This window comes from Bradyrhizobium sp. USDA 3650, from assembly GCF_054057395.1.
Window position 1 is genome coordinate 254,840 of the sequence record NZ_JBSRZG010000001.1, and the last position, 15,901, is coordinate 270,740.

The 15,901-nt window shown below is 64.7% G+C and carries 16 protein-coding genes; 15 read left to right on the forward strand and 1 reads right to left on the reverse strand.

Features of this window, described 5'->3' with window-relative positions; genetic code table 11:
* The first annotated feature begins 125 nt into the window (after positions 1–125).
* From ACVIN2_RS01215 to ACVIN2_RS01225, 3 genes are all read left to right on the forward strand, one after another.
* A complete protein-coding gene (locus ACVIN2_RS01215; protein WP_007610789.1) occupies positions 126–452 on the forward strand; it encodes an NIPSNAP family protein in 327 nt (108 codons plus the stop codon).
* Positions 453–577: 125 nt separating this feature from the next.
* Complete coding sequence (kdsA, locus tag ACVIN2_RS01220; protein WP_456764173.1) at positions 578–1,441, forward strand: 3-deoxy-8-phosphooctulonate synthase; 864 nt, start codon at positions 578–580, stop codon at positions 1,439–1,441.
* The gene (locus ACVIN2_RS01225; RefSeq protein WP_456764174.1) at positions 1,441–2,646 is read left to right on the forward strand and encodes an MFS transporter; all 1,206 of its coding nucleotides are present in this window, start codon (positions 1,441–1,443) and stop codon (positions 2,644–2,646) included. Before kdsA ends, ACVIN2_RS01225 begins: the two co-directional genes overlap by 1 nt.
* A 21-nt stretch (positions 2,647–2,667) precedes the next feature.
* On the opposite strand, the gene queF is transcribed toward ACVIN2_RS01225, so the two are convergent.
* Positions 2,668–3,144 (reverse strand): preQ(1) synthase, encoded by a 477-nt coding sequence (gene queF, locus ACVIN2_RS01230; protein WP_456764175.1) that lies wholly within the window; start codon positions 3,142–3,144, stop codon positions 2,668–2,670.
* Between the two features lie 126 nt (positions 3,145–3,270).
* Between queF and eno the strand changes: the two genes are divergently transcribed.
* The 12 genes from eno (at position 3,271) to ACVIN2_RS01290 (ending at position 15,901) form a co-directional block, all read left to right on the forward strand.
* On the forward strand, positions 3,271–4,554 hold the full coding sequence (eno, locus tag ACVIN2_RS01235; RefSeq protein ID WP_247349200.1) for a phosphopyruvate hydratase: 1,284 nt from the start codon (positions 3,271–3,273) through the stop codon (positions 4,552–4,554).
* Between the two features lie 35 nt (positions 4,555–4,589).
* Positions 4,590–5,723, forward strand: coding sequence for a zinc-binding dehydrogenase (locus ACVIN2_RS01240; RefSeq protein WP_027518151.1), 1,134 nt, complete (start codon positions 4,590–4,592; stop codon positions 5,721–5,723).
* A 120-nt stretch (positions 5,724–5,843) separates the two neighbouring features.
* Positions 5,844–6,842: an MBL fold metallo-hydrolase gene (locus tag ACVIN2_RS01245; protein WP_456764176.1), complete on the forward strand. Its 999-nt coding sequence runs from the start codon at positions 5,844–5,846 to the stop codon at positions 6,840–6,842.
* A 176-nt stretch (positions 6,843–7,018) separates the two neighbouring features.
* Positions 7,019–7,570: an NADPH-dependent FMN reductase gene (locus tag ACVIN2_RS01250; RefSeq protein WP_456764177.1), complete on the forward strand. Its 552-nt coding sequence runs from the start codon at positions 7,019–7,021 to the stop codon at positions 7,568–7,570.
* A 196-nt stretch (positions 7,571–7,766) separates the two neighbouring features.
* Positions 7,767–8,084: an FtsB family cell division protein gene (locus ACVIN2_RS01255; protein ID WP_007590617.1), complete on the forward strand. Its 318-nt coding sequence runs from the start codon at positions 7,767–7,769 to the stop codon at positions 8,082–8,084.
* A gap of 168 nt (positions 8,085–8,252) precedes the next feature.
* Entirely contained in the window at positions 8,253–9,215 is a 963-nt protein-coding gene (locus tag ACVIN2_RS01260; protein WP_456764178.1) for a GAF domain-containing protein, read from the forward strand.
* 294 nt (positions 9,216–9,509) lie between these two features.
* Complete coding sequence (gene adh / locus ACVIN2_RS01265) at positions 9,510–11,027, forward strand: aldehyde dehydrogenase (protein WP_456764179.1); 1,518 nt, start codon at positions 9,510–9,512, stop codon at positions 11,025–11,027.
* A gap of 265 nt (positions 11,028–11,292) precedes the next feature.
* Positions 11,293–12,315 carry a pyruvate dehydrogenase (acetyl-transferring) E1 component subunit alpha gene (gene pdhA, locus ACVIN2_RS01270; protein WP_007590620.1) on the forward strand — a complete coding sequence of 341 codons (1,023 nt, stop codon included), beginning with the start codon at positions 11,293–11,295 and terminating at the stop codon, positions 12,313–12,315.
* A 29-nt stretch (positions 12,316–12,344) separates the two neighbouring features.
* Positions 12,345–13,733, forward strand: coding sequence for a pyruvate dehydrogenase complex E1 component subunit beta (locus ACVIN2_RS01275; RefSeq protein ID WP_456764180.1), 1,389 nt, complete (start codon positions 12,345–12,347; stop codon positions 13,731–13,733).
* Positions 13,734–13,736: 3 nt separating this feature from the next.
* Complete coding sequence (locus ACVIN2_RS01280; RefSeq protein WP_007590623.1) at positions 13,737–14,039, forward strand: DUF5076 domain-containing protein; 303 nt, start codon at positions 13,737–13,739, stop codon at positions 14,037–14,039.
* Between the two features lie 2 nt (positions 14,040–14,041).
* Positions 14,042–14,494, forward strand: a complete 453-nt coding sequence (locus ACVIN2_RS01285; RefSeq protein ID WP_456764181.1) for a nucleoside deaminase — start codon at positions 14,042–14,044, stop codon at positions 14,492–14,494.
* A gap of 60 nt (positions 14,495–14,554) precedes the next feature.
* Positions 14,555–15,901, forward strand: a complete 1,347-nt coding sequence (locus ACVIN2_RS01290) for a pyruvate dehydrogenase complex dihydrolipoamide acetyltransferase (RefSeq protein WP_456764182.1) — start codon at positions 14,555–14,557, stop codon at positions 15,899–15,901.

Here is a 15,901-nt window from a genome sequence, read left to right on the forward strand (position 1 = left end):
TCGATGAAGCGGCTTCAGCGGACCCCAGCCATGCGCGGAACGCCACCGGGGGCGGCCGAGCGGGCCTCAAGACACCGTCAGGGCCAGCCGATATAACCGCCGGACCTGATCAGGGAGGAACAAGAATGATCTACGAAATGCGCATCTATCGCTGCGTGCCCGGCCGCCTGCCGGCACTGCTCAAGCGGTTCGAGACCGTCACGCTGAAGGTGTGGGAAAAGCACGGCATCAAGCAGGCCGGCTTTTTCACGACGCTGATCGGTGAATCCAACCAGGAGCTGACCTATTTCCTGGCCTGGGAGTCGCTCGCCGAGCGCGAGAAGAAGTGGGCCGCCTTCATGACCGATCCGGACTGGATGAAAGGGCGCGCCGAGAGCGAGGCGGACGGCCAGATCGTCGGCAACATCGTCAGCCAGATTCTGGCGCCGACCGCCTTCTCGGCGGTGAAGTAGAGGCGGCCGGCGCGAGGGCGTCGCTGAGGGCCTGGGCGCAACCCTGATATTCTGGGAGCCCGGGCCGAATGGGGTTGATCCGCCCTTCATCGCGGCTATGGTCGCGCCGAAACGAGGGATTTGCCTTGAGCTCTTCGACGTCAGCGGCGCCGGTCGTCACCATTGGCAAGGTCAAATTCGGCAATGATCTGCCGATCTCGATCATTGCGGGGCCGTGTCAGCTCGAAAGTCGCCAGCATGCGCTGGAGGTGGCCTCCGCGCTGAAGGAGATCGCCGCGCGGCTGCAGATCGGCCTCGTCTACAAGACCTCGTTCGACAAGGCCAATCGCACTAGCGCGTCGGCTGCGCGTGGTCTCGGGCTTGCCCAGTCGCTGCCGATCTTCGCCGAAATCCGATCATCCCTGGGCCTACCGGTCCTGACCGACGTGCATGACGCCGCGCAATGCGCCGAGGTGGCGCAGGCGGTGGACATCCTGCAGATTCCCGCCTTCCTGTGTCGCCAGACCGATCTGCTGCTCGCGGCCGCCGCGACCGGCAAGGTCGTCAACGTCAAGAAGGGTCAGTTTCTCGCGCCCTGGGATATGGCGAACGTCGTGTCCAAGATCACGAGCGCGAACAATCCCAACGTGCTCGTCACCGAACGCGGAGCGTCCTTCGGCTACAACACGCTGGTCTCCGACATGCGCGCGTTGCCGATCCTGGCGCGGACCACCGGCGCACCCGTGATCTTCGACGCGACGCATTCGGTGCAACAGCCGGGCGGGAAGGGGACGTCGTCCGGAGGCGAGCGCGAATTCGTGCCGGTGCTCGCACGCGCAGCCGTCGCTGTCGGTGTTGCCGGTGTCTTCATCGAGACCCATCCCGACCCTGACAGCGCGCCGTCCGACGGACCGAACATGGTGCCGCTGCGCGAGTTCGAGGCGCTGATCCGAAGGCTGATGGCGTTCGACGCGCTCGCCAAAGATAATACCAAAGCCGACCCGCGCTGATGCAGCAGGGCGAGGCGCGGCCGCACGATCACGGCCTGCCGGCCGCGCTCTACGTCATCTCCGGTGCAAGCTTTGCCGCGGCGCTCTCCGCGCGCGCGCTCGATCCGGTGCTGCCGCACGTCGCCGAGGACTTTGGCGTCAGCATCGCGACCGCTGCCGGTTTTGCCGCGGTGTTCGCCTTCACCTTTTCGATCATCCAGCCGATCGTCGGCGCCGCCGCCGATCTGTTCGGCAAGACGCGGCTGATGATCGGCTGCCTCGCGCTGCTCGGCCTTGCGAACATCCTGGGCTCGCTCTCGACCTCGTTCTCGGTTCTGTTCGCGACCCGTATCCTCGCCGGCATCGGCTCCGGTGGCGTGTTTCCGGTGGCGCTCAGCCTGACCAGCGATCTCGTCGGTCCCGAGAAGCGTCAGGTCGCGATCAGCCGCACGCTTGCCGGCGCGATGACGGGCAATCTCCTCGGCGCCTCGGCCTCCGGCCTGATCGGCGATTTCCTCGGCTGGCGCGGCGTGCTGGCGGTGCTCGGCGGGCTCGTGATCGTTGCGTCGATCGCGGTCGCCGCCGGTTTTCGGGGCGCCAGGGTCAAGCATCCGCCGAAAACGAGCCTGTCGGCGCTGAAGGCCGGCTATCGCACCATCTTCACCAACCCGAACGCCTATGTCTGTTATGCGGCGGTGTTCATCGAAGGCTGCTGTGTGCTCGGCCTGTTTCCCTACATCGCCTCGTTCCTGTTCGAGCTCGGGCAGACCTCGCTCTCGATCGCGGGCATCGTCATCGCGGGCTTTGCGGTCGGCGGCTTGTTCTACACGCTGACGGTGTCGCGCCTGCTGCCATGGCTGGGCATGAAGCGAATGATGATCGCGGGCATGACACTGGTGGCCTCGCAGCTCGTTGTCGTCGCCTTCGGCCTGCGCTGGGAAGTGCAGGCGCTCAATCTCATCGTGATGGGCTGGGGCTTCTACATCGCCCATGGCTGCCTTCAGATGTTTGCCAGCGAGCTCTCGGTCGAAGCACGCGCGACCGCGCTGTCGCTGCATTCGTTCTTCTTTTTCATGGGGCAGACGGTCGGGCCGCTCGCCTATGGCCTTGGCCTGCAGCATGGCGGCAAGATGCCGACCCTGTTCGCGAGCGCCGCGATCATGGTGGCGCTGGGCTTCGTGTGTGCGCGGCTGTTGAAACAGCGCGCGCCATCCGACGCGCGCTGAGGCCTGGACACGAGAGAGAGCTCAGCCCCGCCCGCGATAGGGCGCGACGCCCTGTTCGGGCACCCACAATCCCTTCGGCGCGCGGCCGGTCTGCCAGAACACGTCGATCGGGATGCCGCCGCGCGGATACCAGTAGCCGCCGATGCGCAAGAACTTCGGCTTGATCTCCCTCGCGATGCGCTTGCCGATCATCACGGTGCAGTCCTCGTGGAAGGCGCCGTGATTGCGGAAGCTCGCGATGTAGAGCTTCAGCGATTTCGACTCCAGCAGCCATTGGCCGGGCGCGTAGTCGATCATCAGATGTGCGAAATCCGGCTGTCCCGTGACCGGACAGAGCGATGTGAACTCGGGCACGGTGAAACGAACCAGATAATCGGTGCCTCCTTGCGGATTGGGCACGCGGTCGAGTTTCGCCTTCTCGGGCGTATCTGGCCATTCGACGGCGCGGCCGAGCTGCAAAGCAGGGGAGTTGTTCGATTTGCTGGGTTTTTTCGACATCAGGCCGCCTCCGTAGCGGCCCTCTTAGCCAATCGCGACGCGGCCGTCACCCGGCCTTTTCCACTTCGACGCATTGCGGTAGAAGCACCGCCAACTGCCCCCTTTGGTCCCTGAAAAGAGGCTCTCATGACCGCCATCATCGACATCATCGGCCGCGAAATTCTCGATAGCCGTGGCAATCCCACCGTCGAGGTCGACGTCGTGCTGGAAGATGGCGCGCTTGGCCGTGCTGCCGTGCCGTCTGGCGCCTCTACCGGCGCCCATGAGGCGGTGGAACTGCGCGACGGCGACAAGGCCCGCTATCTCGGCAAGGGCGTCACCAAGGCGGTCGGCGCCGTCAACGGCGAGATCTTCGAGGCGCTGAGCGGCCTCGATGTCGAGCAGCAGGCCCAGCTCGACCAGATCATGATCGACCTCGACGGCACGCCGAACAAGAGCCGGCTGGGCGCCAATGCCATCCTCGGCGTGTCGCTCGCCTGCGCCAAGGCGGCCGCGAACTCGCTCGACATGCCGCTCTACCGTTACGTCGGCGGCACCTCGGCGCGGCTGCTGCCGGTGCCGATGATGAACATCATCAATGGCGGCATGCACGCCGACAATCCGATCGACTTCCAGGAGTTCATGATCCTCCCCGTGGGCGCGTCCTCCTTCGCCGAGGGCTTGCGCTACGGCGCCGAGGTCTTCCACACCCTGAAGTCGGAATTGAAGAAGGCCGGCCACAACACCAATGTCGGCGACGAGGGCGGCTTCGCCCCGAACCTGCCGTCCGCGGATGCCGCGCTCGAATTCGTCATGAACGCGATCGGCAAGGCCGGTTACAAGGCGGGCTCCGACATCGTCATCGGCCTCGACTGCGCCTCGACCGAGTTCTTCAAGGACGGCAAATACGTCTACGAAGGCGAGGGCAAGACCCGCTCGATCTCCGAGCAGGCCAAGTACCTTGCTGACCTCGTCGCGCGCTATCCGATCGTGACCATCGAGGACGGCATGTCGGAAGACGACATGGACGGCTGGAAGGAGTTGACCGACCTCGTCGGCAAGAAGTGCCAGCTCGTCGGCGACGATCTCTTCGTCACCAACGTCAAGCGCCTCGCCGAAGGCATCAAGGCCGGACGGGCCAACTCGATCCTGATCAAGGTCAACCAGATCGGCACGCTGACCGAGACGCTCGCCGCCGTCGAGATGGCGCACAAGGCCGGCTACACCTCGGTGATGTCGCACCGCTCCGGCGAAACCGAGGATTCCACCATCGCCGACCTCGCGGTCGCCACCAATTGCGGACAGATCAAGACCGGCTCCCTTGCGCGCTCCGATCGCACCGCCAAATACAACCAGCTCCTGCGCATCGAGCAGCAGCTCGGCAAGCAGGCGCTCTACGGCGGCAAGGCGGCACTGAAGGCGCTGGCATAAGCCAGCGCCTCGATAAGGAACAGGGGAGGATCGACATGAGCGACGGCAAGAACGGCCTGCAACTGCGTTCGCTGATCAAAAAGAGCGGTGAGCTCGAGATCTCGCTGCTCGACGTGCCGACCCCCGAACCCGCCGCGGACGAGGTCGTCGTCCGCGTCGAGGCGGCGCCGATCAATCCGTCCGACCTCGGGCTCCTGATCGGCGCGGCCGATATGAGCACGGCAAAGGCTTCCGGCGACAAGGGCGCCCCCGTCATCACCGCGAAGGTGCCGGAAGGCGCGATGCGGGCGATGGCAGGCCGGCTCGACGAGTCCATGCCGGTCGGAAACGAAGGCGCGGGAGTCGTGATCAGGACCGGCTCCTCGGATGCCGCCAAGGCATTGATGGGCAAGACGGTCGCGATGATCGGCGGCGCGATGTATACGCAGTATCGCACGCTGAAAGTACGCGAGTGCCTGCCGCTGCCCGAGGGCACCACGCCGGCCGAAGGTGCCTCCTGCTTCGTCAATCCGCTGACCGCGCTCGGCATGACCGAGACCATGCGGCGCGAGGGTCACAAGGCGCTGGTGCACACTGCGGCCGCATCCAATCTCGGCCAGATGCTGAACAAGATCTGCATCAAGGACGGCATCCCGCTGGTCAACATCGTGCGCAGCAAGGAGCAGGCCGACATCCTGCACAAGATCGGCGCCAAATATGTTGTCGATTCAACCGCGCCAAGCTTCCTCGGCGATCTCACCAACGCGCTGGTCGAGACCGGCGCCACCATCGCCTTCGACGCCATCGGCGGCGGCAAGCTCGCCGGCGACATCCTCAACTGCATGGAAGTCGCGATCAACAAGACCGCGAAGGAATACAGCCGCTACGGCTCCAACGTGCACAAGCAGGTTTACGTCTATGGCGCGCTCGATGTCCGCCCGATCGAGCTGCCGCGCGGCTTCGGCATGGCCTGGGGCGTCGGCGGCTGGCTGCTGTTTCCGTTCCTGATGAAGATCGGGCAGGCGGACGGGGCCAGGCTGCGCCAGCGCGTGGTCGACGAACTGAAGACCACGTTTGCCAGCCACTACACCAAGGTGGTGTCGCTTTCCGAGGCGCTCGATCCGGCCAACATCGCGGTCTATGCCAAACGCGCCACCGGCGAAAAATTCCTCATCAACCCAAATAAATAATCGGCACGTGCGACGGCACGTCACCCAAAGAAGGTCTTGCCTTCTGAGCGAAGCGGGAGATTATTCCGCCGCCATTGAAAGCGGAAAAACCGCAAGGCGCGCTCAGAAGGGGACTTCTCCATGACCGATCTCAATCGCCGCCATTTGTTCGCAGGCGCCGCCGCTCTCGGTGCGGCCGCGATGACCAAGCTTGGATCGACCACCGCCAATGCCGCGGTGCCGCAAGCCGGCACGCAGGCGCCGGGCTTCTATCGCTACAAGGTCGGCAGCTACGAGTGCACCTCGATCAACGACGGCGCGCGGACCTTCCCGATGCCTGACAAGTTCGTCGTCAACGCGCCGAAGGAGGAAGCGCTGGCCGCGGGCGAGGCGGCCTACATGCCGAAGGGCATGGTCACGGTGCCGTTCAACCCGCAGCTCATCAACACCGGCTCCAAGCTCGTGCTGATCGATAGCGGCAACGGTGTCGCCAATCTCGAGCCCAGCAAGGGTGCGGTCGGCCGTACGCTGCAGAATCTCCAGGCCGCCGGCGTCGACCCCAAGAGCATCGATGTCGTGCTGCTCTCGCATCTGCATCCCGACCACACCAACGGCATTCGTCTCGCCGACGGTGCGCTTGCCTTCCCCAATGCGGAGATCATGGTGCCGGGCAAGGATTGGGAGTTCTGGACCAGCGAGGACAACGCCGCCAAGGCCGAGTCCAGCCCGATGATGAAGAACTACTTCGCCAACGTGAAGAAGACCTTTGCCGGCCTCGAATCCAAGGTGACGAAGTACGAGTGGGGCAAGGAGGTCGCGCCCGGCATCACCTCGATCGCGACGCCCGGTCACACCCCGGGGCACACCTCGTTCGCCGTCGCCTCCGGCGATGCCAAGGTGCTGATCCAGTCCGACGTCACCAACATCCCGGAGTTCTTCCTGCGCAATCCGGACTGGCATGTGGTGTTCGACACCGATGCTGCGCTGGCGCAGGAGACCCGCCACAAATTCTACGACATGGCGGCGGCCGAGAAGGCGACCGTGATCGGCTTCCACTTCACCTTCCCCTCGGTCGGCCATGTCGAGAAGGACGGTGCCAAATATCGCCTGATCCCGTCGGCGTGGAATCCGACGATCTGAGCCGATTTGCAGATTTGTACCGAGGAGTCAGGCCGCCACTTGGCGGCCTGATTGTTTGGGCAACCGTTCAGAAACCCAGCGTTTCCAAATCCGACCGGTCCATGCACTTGCATCCATCGCTCGGGATCGCTTAAGTGCAACCCCGGCACTCCCGCTGAAGATTTCGAGGACACTCCATGGCCTACAATATCGTCACGATCGCCGGAAGCCTGCGCAAGGACAGCTTCTCGCTGAAGATCGCTCATGCGCTCGCCAAGCTCGCGCCGGCTTCGCTCAAGCTCGAGGTCATCACGCCGGCCGGCATCTCGTTCTTCAACCAGGACCTCGAGGGCGCGCCGCCGGCCGATTGGCTGTCTTTCCGCGAAAAGATCCAGAAGTCGGACGGCGTTATTTTCGTCACGCCGGAATACAATCGCGCGATCCCGGGCGTGCTGAAGAACGCTATCGACGTCGCCTCACGGCCCTATGGCAAGAGCTCGTTCAACGGCAAGCCGGTCGGCATCGTCTCGAACTCGCCGGGTCCGCTCGGCGGCGTCAGCGCCGCCAAGACGCTGCAGAACATCCTGCCGGGCATTTCCGGTCCGATCCTGCAGCAGCCGGAGGCTTATCTGAACGGGGTGGGCGATGCCTTCGATGCTGACGGCAACCTGACCAAGGAGTCCCTGAAGCCCGTGCTCCAGGCCTATATCGACGCGTTTGCGGTGCACGTGGCGAAGCATCACGGCTGAGACTAAATATCCCCGCGGCCACACCAGAGGTCCTCATCCTGAGGAGACCGCGAAGCGGTCGTCTCGAAGGATGGCCGCGGGTACCGTCGGACCTGCATGGTTCGAGACGGCGCTTCGCGCCTTCTCACCATGAGGGTCGGGCAGGGGATGGCTTGGAATTAGCACGTCCTTAACCAACCTGTCCCATCTTCCCAAGATGGTCTCCCGCGCGCGCCTGAAATCGATCCTGACCGGTCTTGCCCTCTATGCGATGGCGGCCGCCATCGTCGGCTATTTCGGCGTCAACGCCTATACCGGCAAATACGGCCTCAACGCCCGTCAGGAGCTCGACCAGGAGATCGTGGCGCTGACCAGCGAGCTGGCCCAGCTCAAGCGCGAGCGCGCCAGGAGCGAGCAGCGCGTTTCGCTGCTGCGCTCCGCGAAGATCGACCCGGACATGCTGGACGAGCGGGCGCGCTTCCAGCTCGACTACGTCAATCCGCGCGATCTCGTCCGGACGATCCCAGCAAACTGACAACTCTTCCGAAAGTTGAAGGCCTCCAAGTTGAAGGCCTGGAACCGGACTGCCGCCTTGACGGCAGCGCCGCAAACGGCTCATGGCTGCCAGCGCCATGGCCAGGGTTGACGCAGATCAACCGGGCCGTGCCGGCACGCTCTAGATTGCCACCCGGAGGAAACAGTGATGAATGGGCAATCCCCCCGGCATCACGCGGCCCGTGTCGAGGCCGCCATTACGTCAGGCCAGGCGGCACGCTCGTCGCTCGTGGCCTCGTGGCGCCGTTCGTCCAGATTGCATCGTCTCGATCCCGCCGGCCGTAGCTCGCCGAACCGGCTGAGCGAAGCCGAGCTGCACCGCGCGCGCGAGCGCGTCGCGCCTCTGCTCGCCGCTGCACGAGGTGCGATGGACCGGCTCTACCAGGCGGTCGGCGACAGCGGCTGCTGCGTGCTGCTCGCCGACGGCGAGGGCGTGCCGGTCGATCGCCGCGGCACCCCGGCGGACGATGCGACATTTCAGTCCTGGGGCCTCTGGACCGGCGCGCTCTGGAGCGAAGAGCATGAGGGCACCAACGGCATCGGGACCTGCCTCGTCGAGCAGCGTCCGCTGACGATCGACCGCGATCAGCATTTCTTCACCCGCAACACCCTTCTGAGCTGCACCGCCGTTCCGATCTACGACCATGAGGCTGCGTTCGCAGGCGTGCTCGACGTCTCCTCCTGCCGCGCCGACCGTACCGACGTGTTTTCCAGTCTGATCGCGCTCGCGGCCGGCGAGGCGGCCAAGCGTATCGAGGCCGATCTGTTTCGCAGGGCCTTCGCCCATGCCCGCATCGTGCTGATGCAAGCTGCGGACGGCCAGTGCGGCGGCCTCGTTGCGGTCGATGCGGACGATCTCGTGATCGGCGCCACCCGGTCCGCTCGAGCGGGGCTGGGGATTGCGCCGGGCCGGGCATTGCAGCCGATGCCTGCCGCCGATCTCCTCGGCGGCGATACCGGGCGCGACCATCTTGCCGGCGGTCAGCGCGCAGTGTTGCAGCGGGCGCTCCTGCGCGCGGGCGGCAATGTCTCGGCGGCCGCCAAGGCCCTCGGCGTCAGCCGCGCTACGCTGCACAGGAAGCTCAAGCGGTTCGAGCTGAACGCGCATTGAGCTGCTGGTAGATCCTCATGGTGAGGAGACCGCGAAGCGGTCGTCTCGAACCACAAGAGGTCCAGCCGTCACCGCCAGCCATCCTTCGAGACGCGCGCAAGAGCGCGCTCCTCAGGATGAGGTCAGTATGTGCGGCGGCACGACGTGCAGCCTCTTCACCTGTCGCAGAACTGCGACAGGTCGGCTCCGTGATCGCTCCTATCAGGGCTGACAGAAGACGCCTCCCGCGACATCGTCGGCGCAAGTCGCGACCACGCGACGAATTGCGCAAACAGCAAACATCGGGAGTGATCAATGAACAAGGTAGAATTCCTCAGCGTCACCAAAATTCCCTTCGCCGAACGCTACGACAATTTCATCGGCGGAAAATTCGTCGCGCCGATCTCCGGCAGGTATTTCGACAACGCCTCGCCGGTGACGGGCCAGATCGTCTGCAAGATCGCGCGCTCCGACGCGCAGGACGTCGAGGCAGCGCTCGACGCTGCGCATGCCGTGAAGGCCGCCTGGGGCCGCACCAGCGTCGCCGAGCGCGCCGCGATGCTGAACCGGATCGCCGACCGCATGGAAGACAATCTCGAGCGTCTCGCCATCGCCGAGACCTGGGACAACGGCAAGCCGATCCGCGAGACCCGCGCAGCGGACATCCCGCTCGCCATCGACCACTTCCGCTATTTCGCCGGCGCCATCCGCGCCCAGGAAGGTTCGATCGGCGAGATCGATCACGACACCGTCGCCTACCATTTCCACGAACCGCTCGGCGTGGTCGGCCAGATCATCCCCTGGAACTTCCCGCTGCTGATGGCCTGCTGGAAGCTCGCGCCCGCGCTCGCCGCCGGCAATTGCGTCGTGCTCAAGCCGGCCGAGCAGACCCCGGCCTCGATCATGGTCTGGGCCGAGATCATCGGCGACATCCTGCCGCCTGGCGTCCTCAATATCGTCAACGGCTTTGGCCTGGAAGCCGGCAAGCCGCTCGCGTCCAGCCCGCGCATCGCCAAGATCGCCTTCACCGGCGAGACCACGACGGGCCGGCTGATCATGCAATATGCCAGCCAGAACCTCATTCCCGTTACGCTCGAGCTCGGCGGCAAGTCGCCCAACATCTTCTTCAGCGACGTCACCGCCGAAGACGACGATTTCTTCGACAAGGCGATCGAAGGTTTCGTCATGTTCGCGCTGAATCAGGGTGAGGTCTGCACCTGTCCAAGCCGGGCGCTGGTCCACGCCGACATCTATGACCGCTTCATGGAGCGGGCGCTGAAGCGCGTCGCCGCGATCAAGCAGGGCGATCCGCGTGCGGCCGACACCATGATCGGTGCGCAGGCTTCCGACGAGCAACTCGCAAAAATCCTCTCTTACATCGACATCGGCAAGCAGGAGGGGGCAAAGGTGCTGGCCGGCGGCGGCCGCGCCGAGCTCGGCGGCGATCTCGCCGGCGGCTTCTACGTCCAGCCGACCGTGTTCGAGGGCCACAACAAGATGCGCGTCTTCCAGGAGGAGATCTTCGGCCCCGTCGTTTCTGTCACGACCTTCAAGAACGACGAGGAGGCGCTCGAGATCGCCAACGACACGCCCTACGGCCTGGGGGCCGGCGTCTGGAGCCGCGACGCCAACCGCTGCTATCGCTTCGGCCGGGCGATCCAGGCCGGCCGGGTCTGGACCAACTGTTACCATGCCTATCCCGCGCATGCGGCCTTCGGCGGCTATAAACAGTCGGGCGTCGGGCGCGAGACCCACAAGATGATGCTCGATCACTACCAGCAGACCAAGAACCTGCTGGTCAGCTACAGCCCCAAGAAGCTCGGCTTCTTCTGATCGGACGGAAGTGGGCGGCGCCGCTTCGGCGTCGCCCACTCCAAGTGGCGGGACTTTATCGGCTCGACGCTTCTTGAGGAGGTCACGAATCTGCGCGTGCGGCGACCGTGTCGATTTGTTGCCCGATCCGCGTCAAAGATTTTGCAATATTACGATCACGTTGCAGTGCGGCATAATGAAAGTCGTGCCATGCCGCCGCGGTGCTTTCCAAGGGCGTTTGACTTGGGTTAGAGAGGGCTGAAGTTTTCTCTGACCCGGAATTCCCATGGCCGCACCCAAGAAAGCCGCCGCAAGCACTGCACAGGACAAGACCGACGGCGGTTCGCCCCCGGAATTCACCAGAGAGCAGGAGCTCAAGGCGCTCCGCGACATGCTCCTGATCCGGCGGTTCGAGGAAAAGGCCGGCCAGCTCTACGGCATGGGCGCGATCGGCGGCTTCTGTCACCTTTATATCGGCCAGGAGGCCGTGGTGGTCGGGATGCAGATGGCCCTGAAGCCGGGCGATCAGGTCATCACCGGCTATCGCGATCACGGCCATATGCTCGCCACCGGCATGGAGGCCAACGGCGTCATGGCCGAGCTCACGGGCCGCCGCGGCGGCTATTCCAAGGGCAAGGGCGGCTCCATGCACATGTTCAGCAAGGAGAAGCACTTTTACGGCGGCCACGGCATCGTCGGCGCCCAGGTCTCGCTCGGCACCGGGCTCGCTTTCGCCAATCACTATCGCGACAACGACAATGTCAGCGTGACCTATTTCGGCGACGGTGCGGCCAACCAGGGCCAGGTCTATGAGAGCTTCAACATGGCGGAGCTCTGGAAGCTGCCGGTGATCTACGTCATCGAGAACAACCGCTACGCCATGGGCACTTCGGTGTCGCGCGCCTCGGCGCAGCAGGATTTCTCCAAGCGCGGCGCCTCCTTCAACATTCCCGGCCAGCAGGTCGACGGCATGGACGTCCGTGCCGTCAAGGCCGCCGGCGACGAGGCGGCGGCGTGGTGCCGCGCCGGCAAGGGCCCCTTCATCCTGGAGATGCAGACCTACCGCTATCGCGGCCACTCGATGTCGGATCCCGCAAAGTACAGAACGCGCGAGGAAGTCGAAAAAGTCCGCCACGACCAGGATCCGATCGAGCAGGTGCGCAACCGCCTGTTGGCCGCCAAGGTCAGCGAGCAGGATCTGAAGGCGATCGACGCCGAGGTGCGCGACATCGTCAACGCGTCCGCCGATTTCGCCCAGCATGATCCCGAGCCGGATGCCGCCGAGCTCTGGACCGATATTTACCGCTGAACGCGCGCAAGCTTTCTCTTGGAGTCGATATGCCAATTCAAGTGCTGATGCCCGCGTTGTCGCCCACGATGGAGAAGGGCAACCTCTCCAAATGGCTGAAAAAAGAGGGGGAGACGATCAAGTCCGGCGACGTCATCGCCGAGATCGAGACCGACAAGGCGACCATGGAGGTCGAGGCGACCGATGAAGGTACGCTCGGCAAGATCCTGATCCCCGAGGGCACCGCCGACGTGGCCGTGAACACGCCGATCGCAACGATTCTCGCCGATGGCGAGAGTGCCGCCGATCTCGCCAAGACACCGGCGCCTGCCCAGCAGCAGAAGGCCGCCGAGTCCGCAGCCCCTGCCACCGCGAAGGCCGAGGCTCCAGCTCCCAAAGCTGCGCCGGCACCGCAGGCCGTCGCTGAGCCCGACCCGGAAGTGCCCGCCGGCACCGAAATGGTGACGCAGACCATCCGCGAAGCCTTGCGCGATGCCATGGCCGAAGAGATGCGCCGCGACGCCGACGTCTTCGTGATGGGCGAAGAGGTCGCCGAATACCAAGGCGCCTACAAGGTGACGCAAGGGCTGCTTCAGGAGTTCGGCGCCAAGCGCGTCATCGACACGCCGATCACCGAGCACGGCTTTGCCGGCATTGGGGTCGGCGCCGCGATGAGCGGGTTGAAGCCGATCGTCGAGTTCATGACCTTCAACTTCGCCATGCAGGCGATCGACCAGATCATCAACTCCGCGGCCAAGACGCTCTACATGTCCGGCGGCCAGATGGGCTGCTCGATCGTGTTCCGCGGGCCCAACGGCGCCGCTTCCCGCGTGGCCGCTCAGCACAGCCAGGATTATTCGTCCTGGTATTCGAACGTACCGGGCCTCAAGGTCGTCGCGCCGTTCTCGGCCGCTGATTACAAGGGCCTGCTCAAGGCGGCGATCCGCGATCCCAATCCGGTGATCTTCCTCGAGAACGAGATGCTCTATGGTCACACCGGCGAGGTGCCGAAGCTCGATGACTTCGTGATTCCGATCGGCAAGGCGCGCATCGTGCGTTCCGGCAGCCATGTCACGATCGTCTCGTGGTCGAACGGCATGAGCTACGCGCTGAAAGCCGCCGACGAACTCGCCAAGGACGGCATCGAGGCCGAAGTGATCGACCTGCGCACGCTGCGTCCGATGGACACCGAGACGATCATCAACTCGGTCAAGAAGACGGGACGTGCCGTCACGGTGGAAGAGGGCTGGGCCCAGAGCGGCGTCGGTGCCGAGATCGCCGCGCGGATCATGGAGCATGCCTTCGACTATCTGGATGCGCCGGTAACCCGCGTCTCCGGCAAGGACGTGCCGATGCCCTATGCCGCGAACCTGGAAAAGCTCGCGCTGCCCTCGGCTGCCGAAGTGGTCGAGGCTGCCAAAGCCGTCTGCTACAGGTAGACCATGGCGGGCCCGAAGGAGCAGCCATTGCCACCCGACGTCCTCGTCCGCGATGATGCGGTCGAGATCCTGCGCGTGTTCGTGCTGGACGGCGGGCTGTCGATGGCATTCCAGCGGGCCTTCGACGAGCCCGACATGTGGGGCCTGCTGCTCGTCGATCTCGCCCGTCACGCCGCGCGCGCCTATGCGCGCGAGAGCGAATACACCGAAGAAGACGCGCTGAACCGGATCATCGAGATGTTCCAGGCCGAGATCGAGCGTCCCACCGACACCGGCACCACGACGCCGCGCGGGAAGGGGCACTGACCGTGGCGATCGAGTCCCATCATTTCGATTTCATGCTGGAGGCGATCCGCGAGGCGGAAGCCTCGATCGCGCAAGGCGGCCTGCCGATCGGCGCCGTGCTGACCCGCGACAACAAGGTGATCGCCCGCGGCCACAACAATCGCGTGCAGGAGAACAACCCGATCCTGCACGGCGAGATGAGTTGCCTGCGCGAGGCGGGTGCGATTTCGTTCCACGATACCGTCATGTACACCACGCTGTCGCCATGCGCGATGTGTGCCGGTGCGCTCGCGCTGTTCAAGGTCAAGCTCGTGGTGATCGGTGAGTCCGTCACCTTCGAGGGCTCCAAGGACATTCTCGACAAGTTCGGCATCCCGTGGATCGACCTTGCCGACGACCGCTCCATCACCATGATGAAAAATTGGCGTTCTATTCCTGCCAATGAGCGCCTGTGGCAGGGCGACATCGGCAACTAACCTGGTCTGTCCGTCTTCGGTCCGGAGACGGAATTTTGCAAAGTTCTTCTTGAGGTCAGCATGCCCATCAACATCCTGATGCCCGCTCTTTCGCCGACGATGGAGAAGGGCAACCTCGCCAAGTGGCTGAAGAAGGAAGGCGACAAGGTCAAATCCGGCGATGTCATCGCCGAGATCGAGACCGACAAGGCGACCATGGAGGTCGAGGCCATCGACGAGGGCACGATCGCCAGGATCCTCGTGCCGGAGGGCACGCAGGACGTCCCGGTCAATGACGTGATCGCGGTGCTGGCCGGCGAGGGCGAGGACGTGAAGGCGGCAGGTGCCGCCAAGCCCAGTGCTTCCGCCGCACCTCCGAAAGCTGCTGAAGCTCCCGCTGCCGCAGCGGCTCCTGCGCCTGCTGCGCCCAAGGCCGCGCCGGCGCCCGCCGCAGCACCTGCACCGCAGGCCGCAGCACCGGCCGCGCAGAGCAACGGCCATGCCGGCCGCGTGTTCTCCTCGCCGCTGGCGCGTCGTCTCGCCAAGGAATCCGGCCTCGACGTGTCGATGGTGACCGGCACCGGCCCGCATGGCCGCGTCGTGGCCCGCGACGTCGAGCAGGCCAAGTCCGGCAAGGGCTTGAAGGCACCTGCGGCGCCGTCAGGTGCGCCCTCGACCGCGCCGACCATGTCGGACAAGCAGATCCTGTCGCTGTTCGAGCCGGGCTCCTACGAGGTCGTCCCGCATGACGGCATGCGCCGCACGATTGCGCAGCGTCTGACCGCGTCGATCCAGAACGTCCCGCACTTCTACCTCACCATCGACTGCGACATCGGCAAGCTGCTTACCGCTCGCGAGGAGATCAATGCGGCTGCTCCCAAGGACAAGGAGAAGAAGCCGCTCTACAAGATCTCGGTCAACGACTTCGTCATCAAGGCGATGGCGGTGGCGCTGCAGAAGATTCCGAATTGCAATGTGAGCTGGACCGAATCCGGCATGGTCAAGCACCATCATTCCGACGTCGGCGTCGCCGTGGCGATGCCCGGCGGCCTGATCACGCCGATCATCCGCAAGGCCGAGACCAAGACGCTGTCGACCATCTCCAACGAGATGAAGGATTTTGCGGCGCGCGCCCGCTCGCGCAAGCTGAAGCCGGAAGAATACCAGGGCGGCACGACGGCCGTCTCCAACCTCGGCATGTTCGGCATCAGCCACTTTACCGCCGTGATCAATCCGCCGCACGCCACCATCCTCGCGGTCGGCACCAGCGAGGAGCGGCCGGTCGTCCGCGGCGGCAAGATCGAGATCGCGAACATGATGAGCGTGACCCTGTCCTGCGATCACCGTGCCATCGACGGCGCGCTCGGCGCGGAGCTGATCGGCGCCTTCAAGCAGCTGATCGAAAACCCTGTGATGATGATGGTGTAG

Coding starts and splice junctions, on each gene's coding strand:
- ACVIN2_RS01215 (WP_007610789.1), top strand. CDS start 126: ATGATCTACGAAATGCGCATCTATCGCTGCGTGCCCGGCCGCCTGCCG.
- ACVIN2_RS01225 (WP_456764174.1), top strand. CDS start 1,441: ATGCAGCAGGGCGAGGCGCGGCCGCACGATCACGGCCTGCCGGCCGCG.
- queF (WP_456764175.1), bottom strand. CDS start 3,144: ATGTCGAAAAAACCCAGCAAATCGAACAACTCCCCTGCTTTGCAGCTC.
- eno (WP_247349200.1), top strand. CDS start 3,271: ATGACCGCCATCATCGACATCATCGGCCGCGAAATTCTCGATAGCCGT.
- ACVIN2_RS01240 (WP_027518151.1), top strand. CDS start 4,590: ATGAGCGACGGCAAGAACGGCCTGCAACTGCGTTCGCTGATCAAAAAG.
- ACVIN2_RS01245 (WP_456764176.1), top strand. CDS start 5,844: ATGACCGATCTCAATCGCCGCCATTTGTTCGCAGGCGCCGCCGCTCTC.
- ACVIN2_RS01250 (WP_456764177.1), top strand. CDS start 7,019: ATGGCCTACAATATCGTCACGATCGCCGGAAGCCTGCGCAAGGACAGC.
- ACVIN2_RS01255 (WP_007590617.1), top strand. CDS start 7,767: ATGGTCTCCCGCGCGCGCCTGAAATCGATCCTGACCGGTCTTGCCCTC.
- ACVIN2_RS01260 (WP_456764178.1), top strand. CDS start 8,253: ATGAATGGGCAATCCCCCCGGCATCACGCGGCCCGTGTCGAGGCCGCC.
- adh (WP_456764179.1), top strand. CDS start 9,510: ATGAACAAGGTAGAATTCCTCAGCGTCACCAAAATTCCCTTCGCCGAA.
- pdhA (WP_007590620.1), top strand. CDS start 11,293: ATGGCCGCACCCAAGAAAGCCGCCGCAAGCACTGCACAGGACAAGACC.
- ACVIN2_RS01275 (WP_456764180.1), top strand. CDS start 12,345: ATGCCAATTCAAGTGCTGATGCCCGCGTTGTCGCCCACGATGGAGAAG.
- ACVIN2_RS01280 (WP_007590623.1), top strand. CDS start 13,737: ATGGCGGGCCCGAAGGAGCAGCCATTGCCACCCGACGTCCTCGTCCGC.
- ACVIN2_RS01290 (WP_456764182.1), top strand. CDS start 14,555: ATGCCCATCAACATCCTGATGCCCGCTCTTTCGCCGACGATGGAGAAG.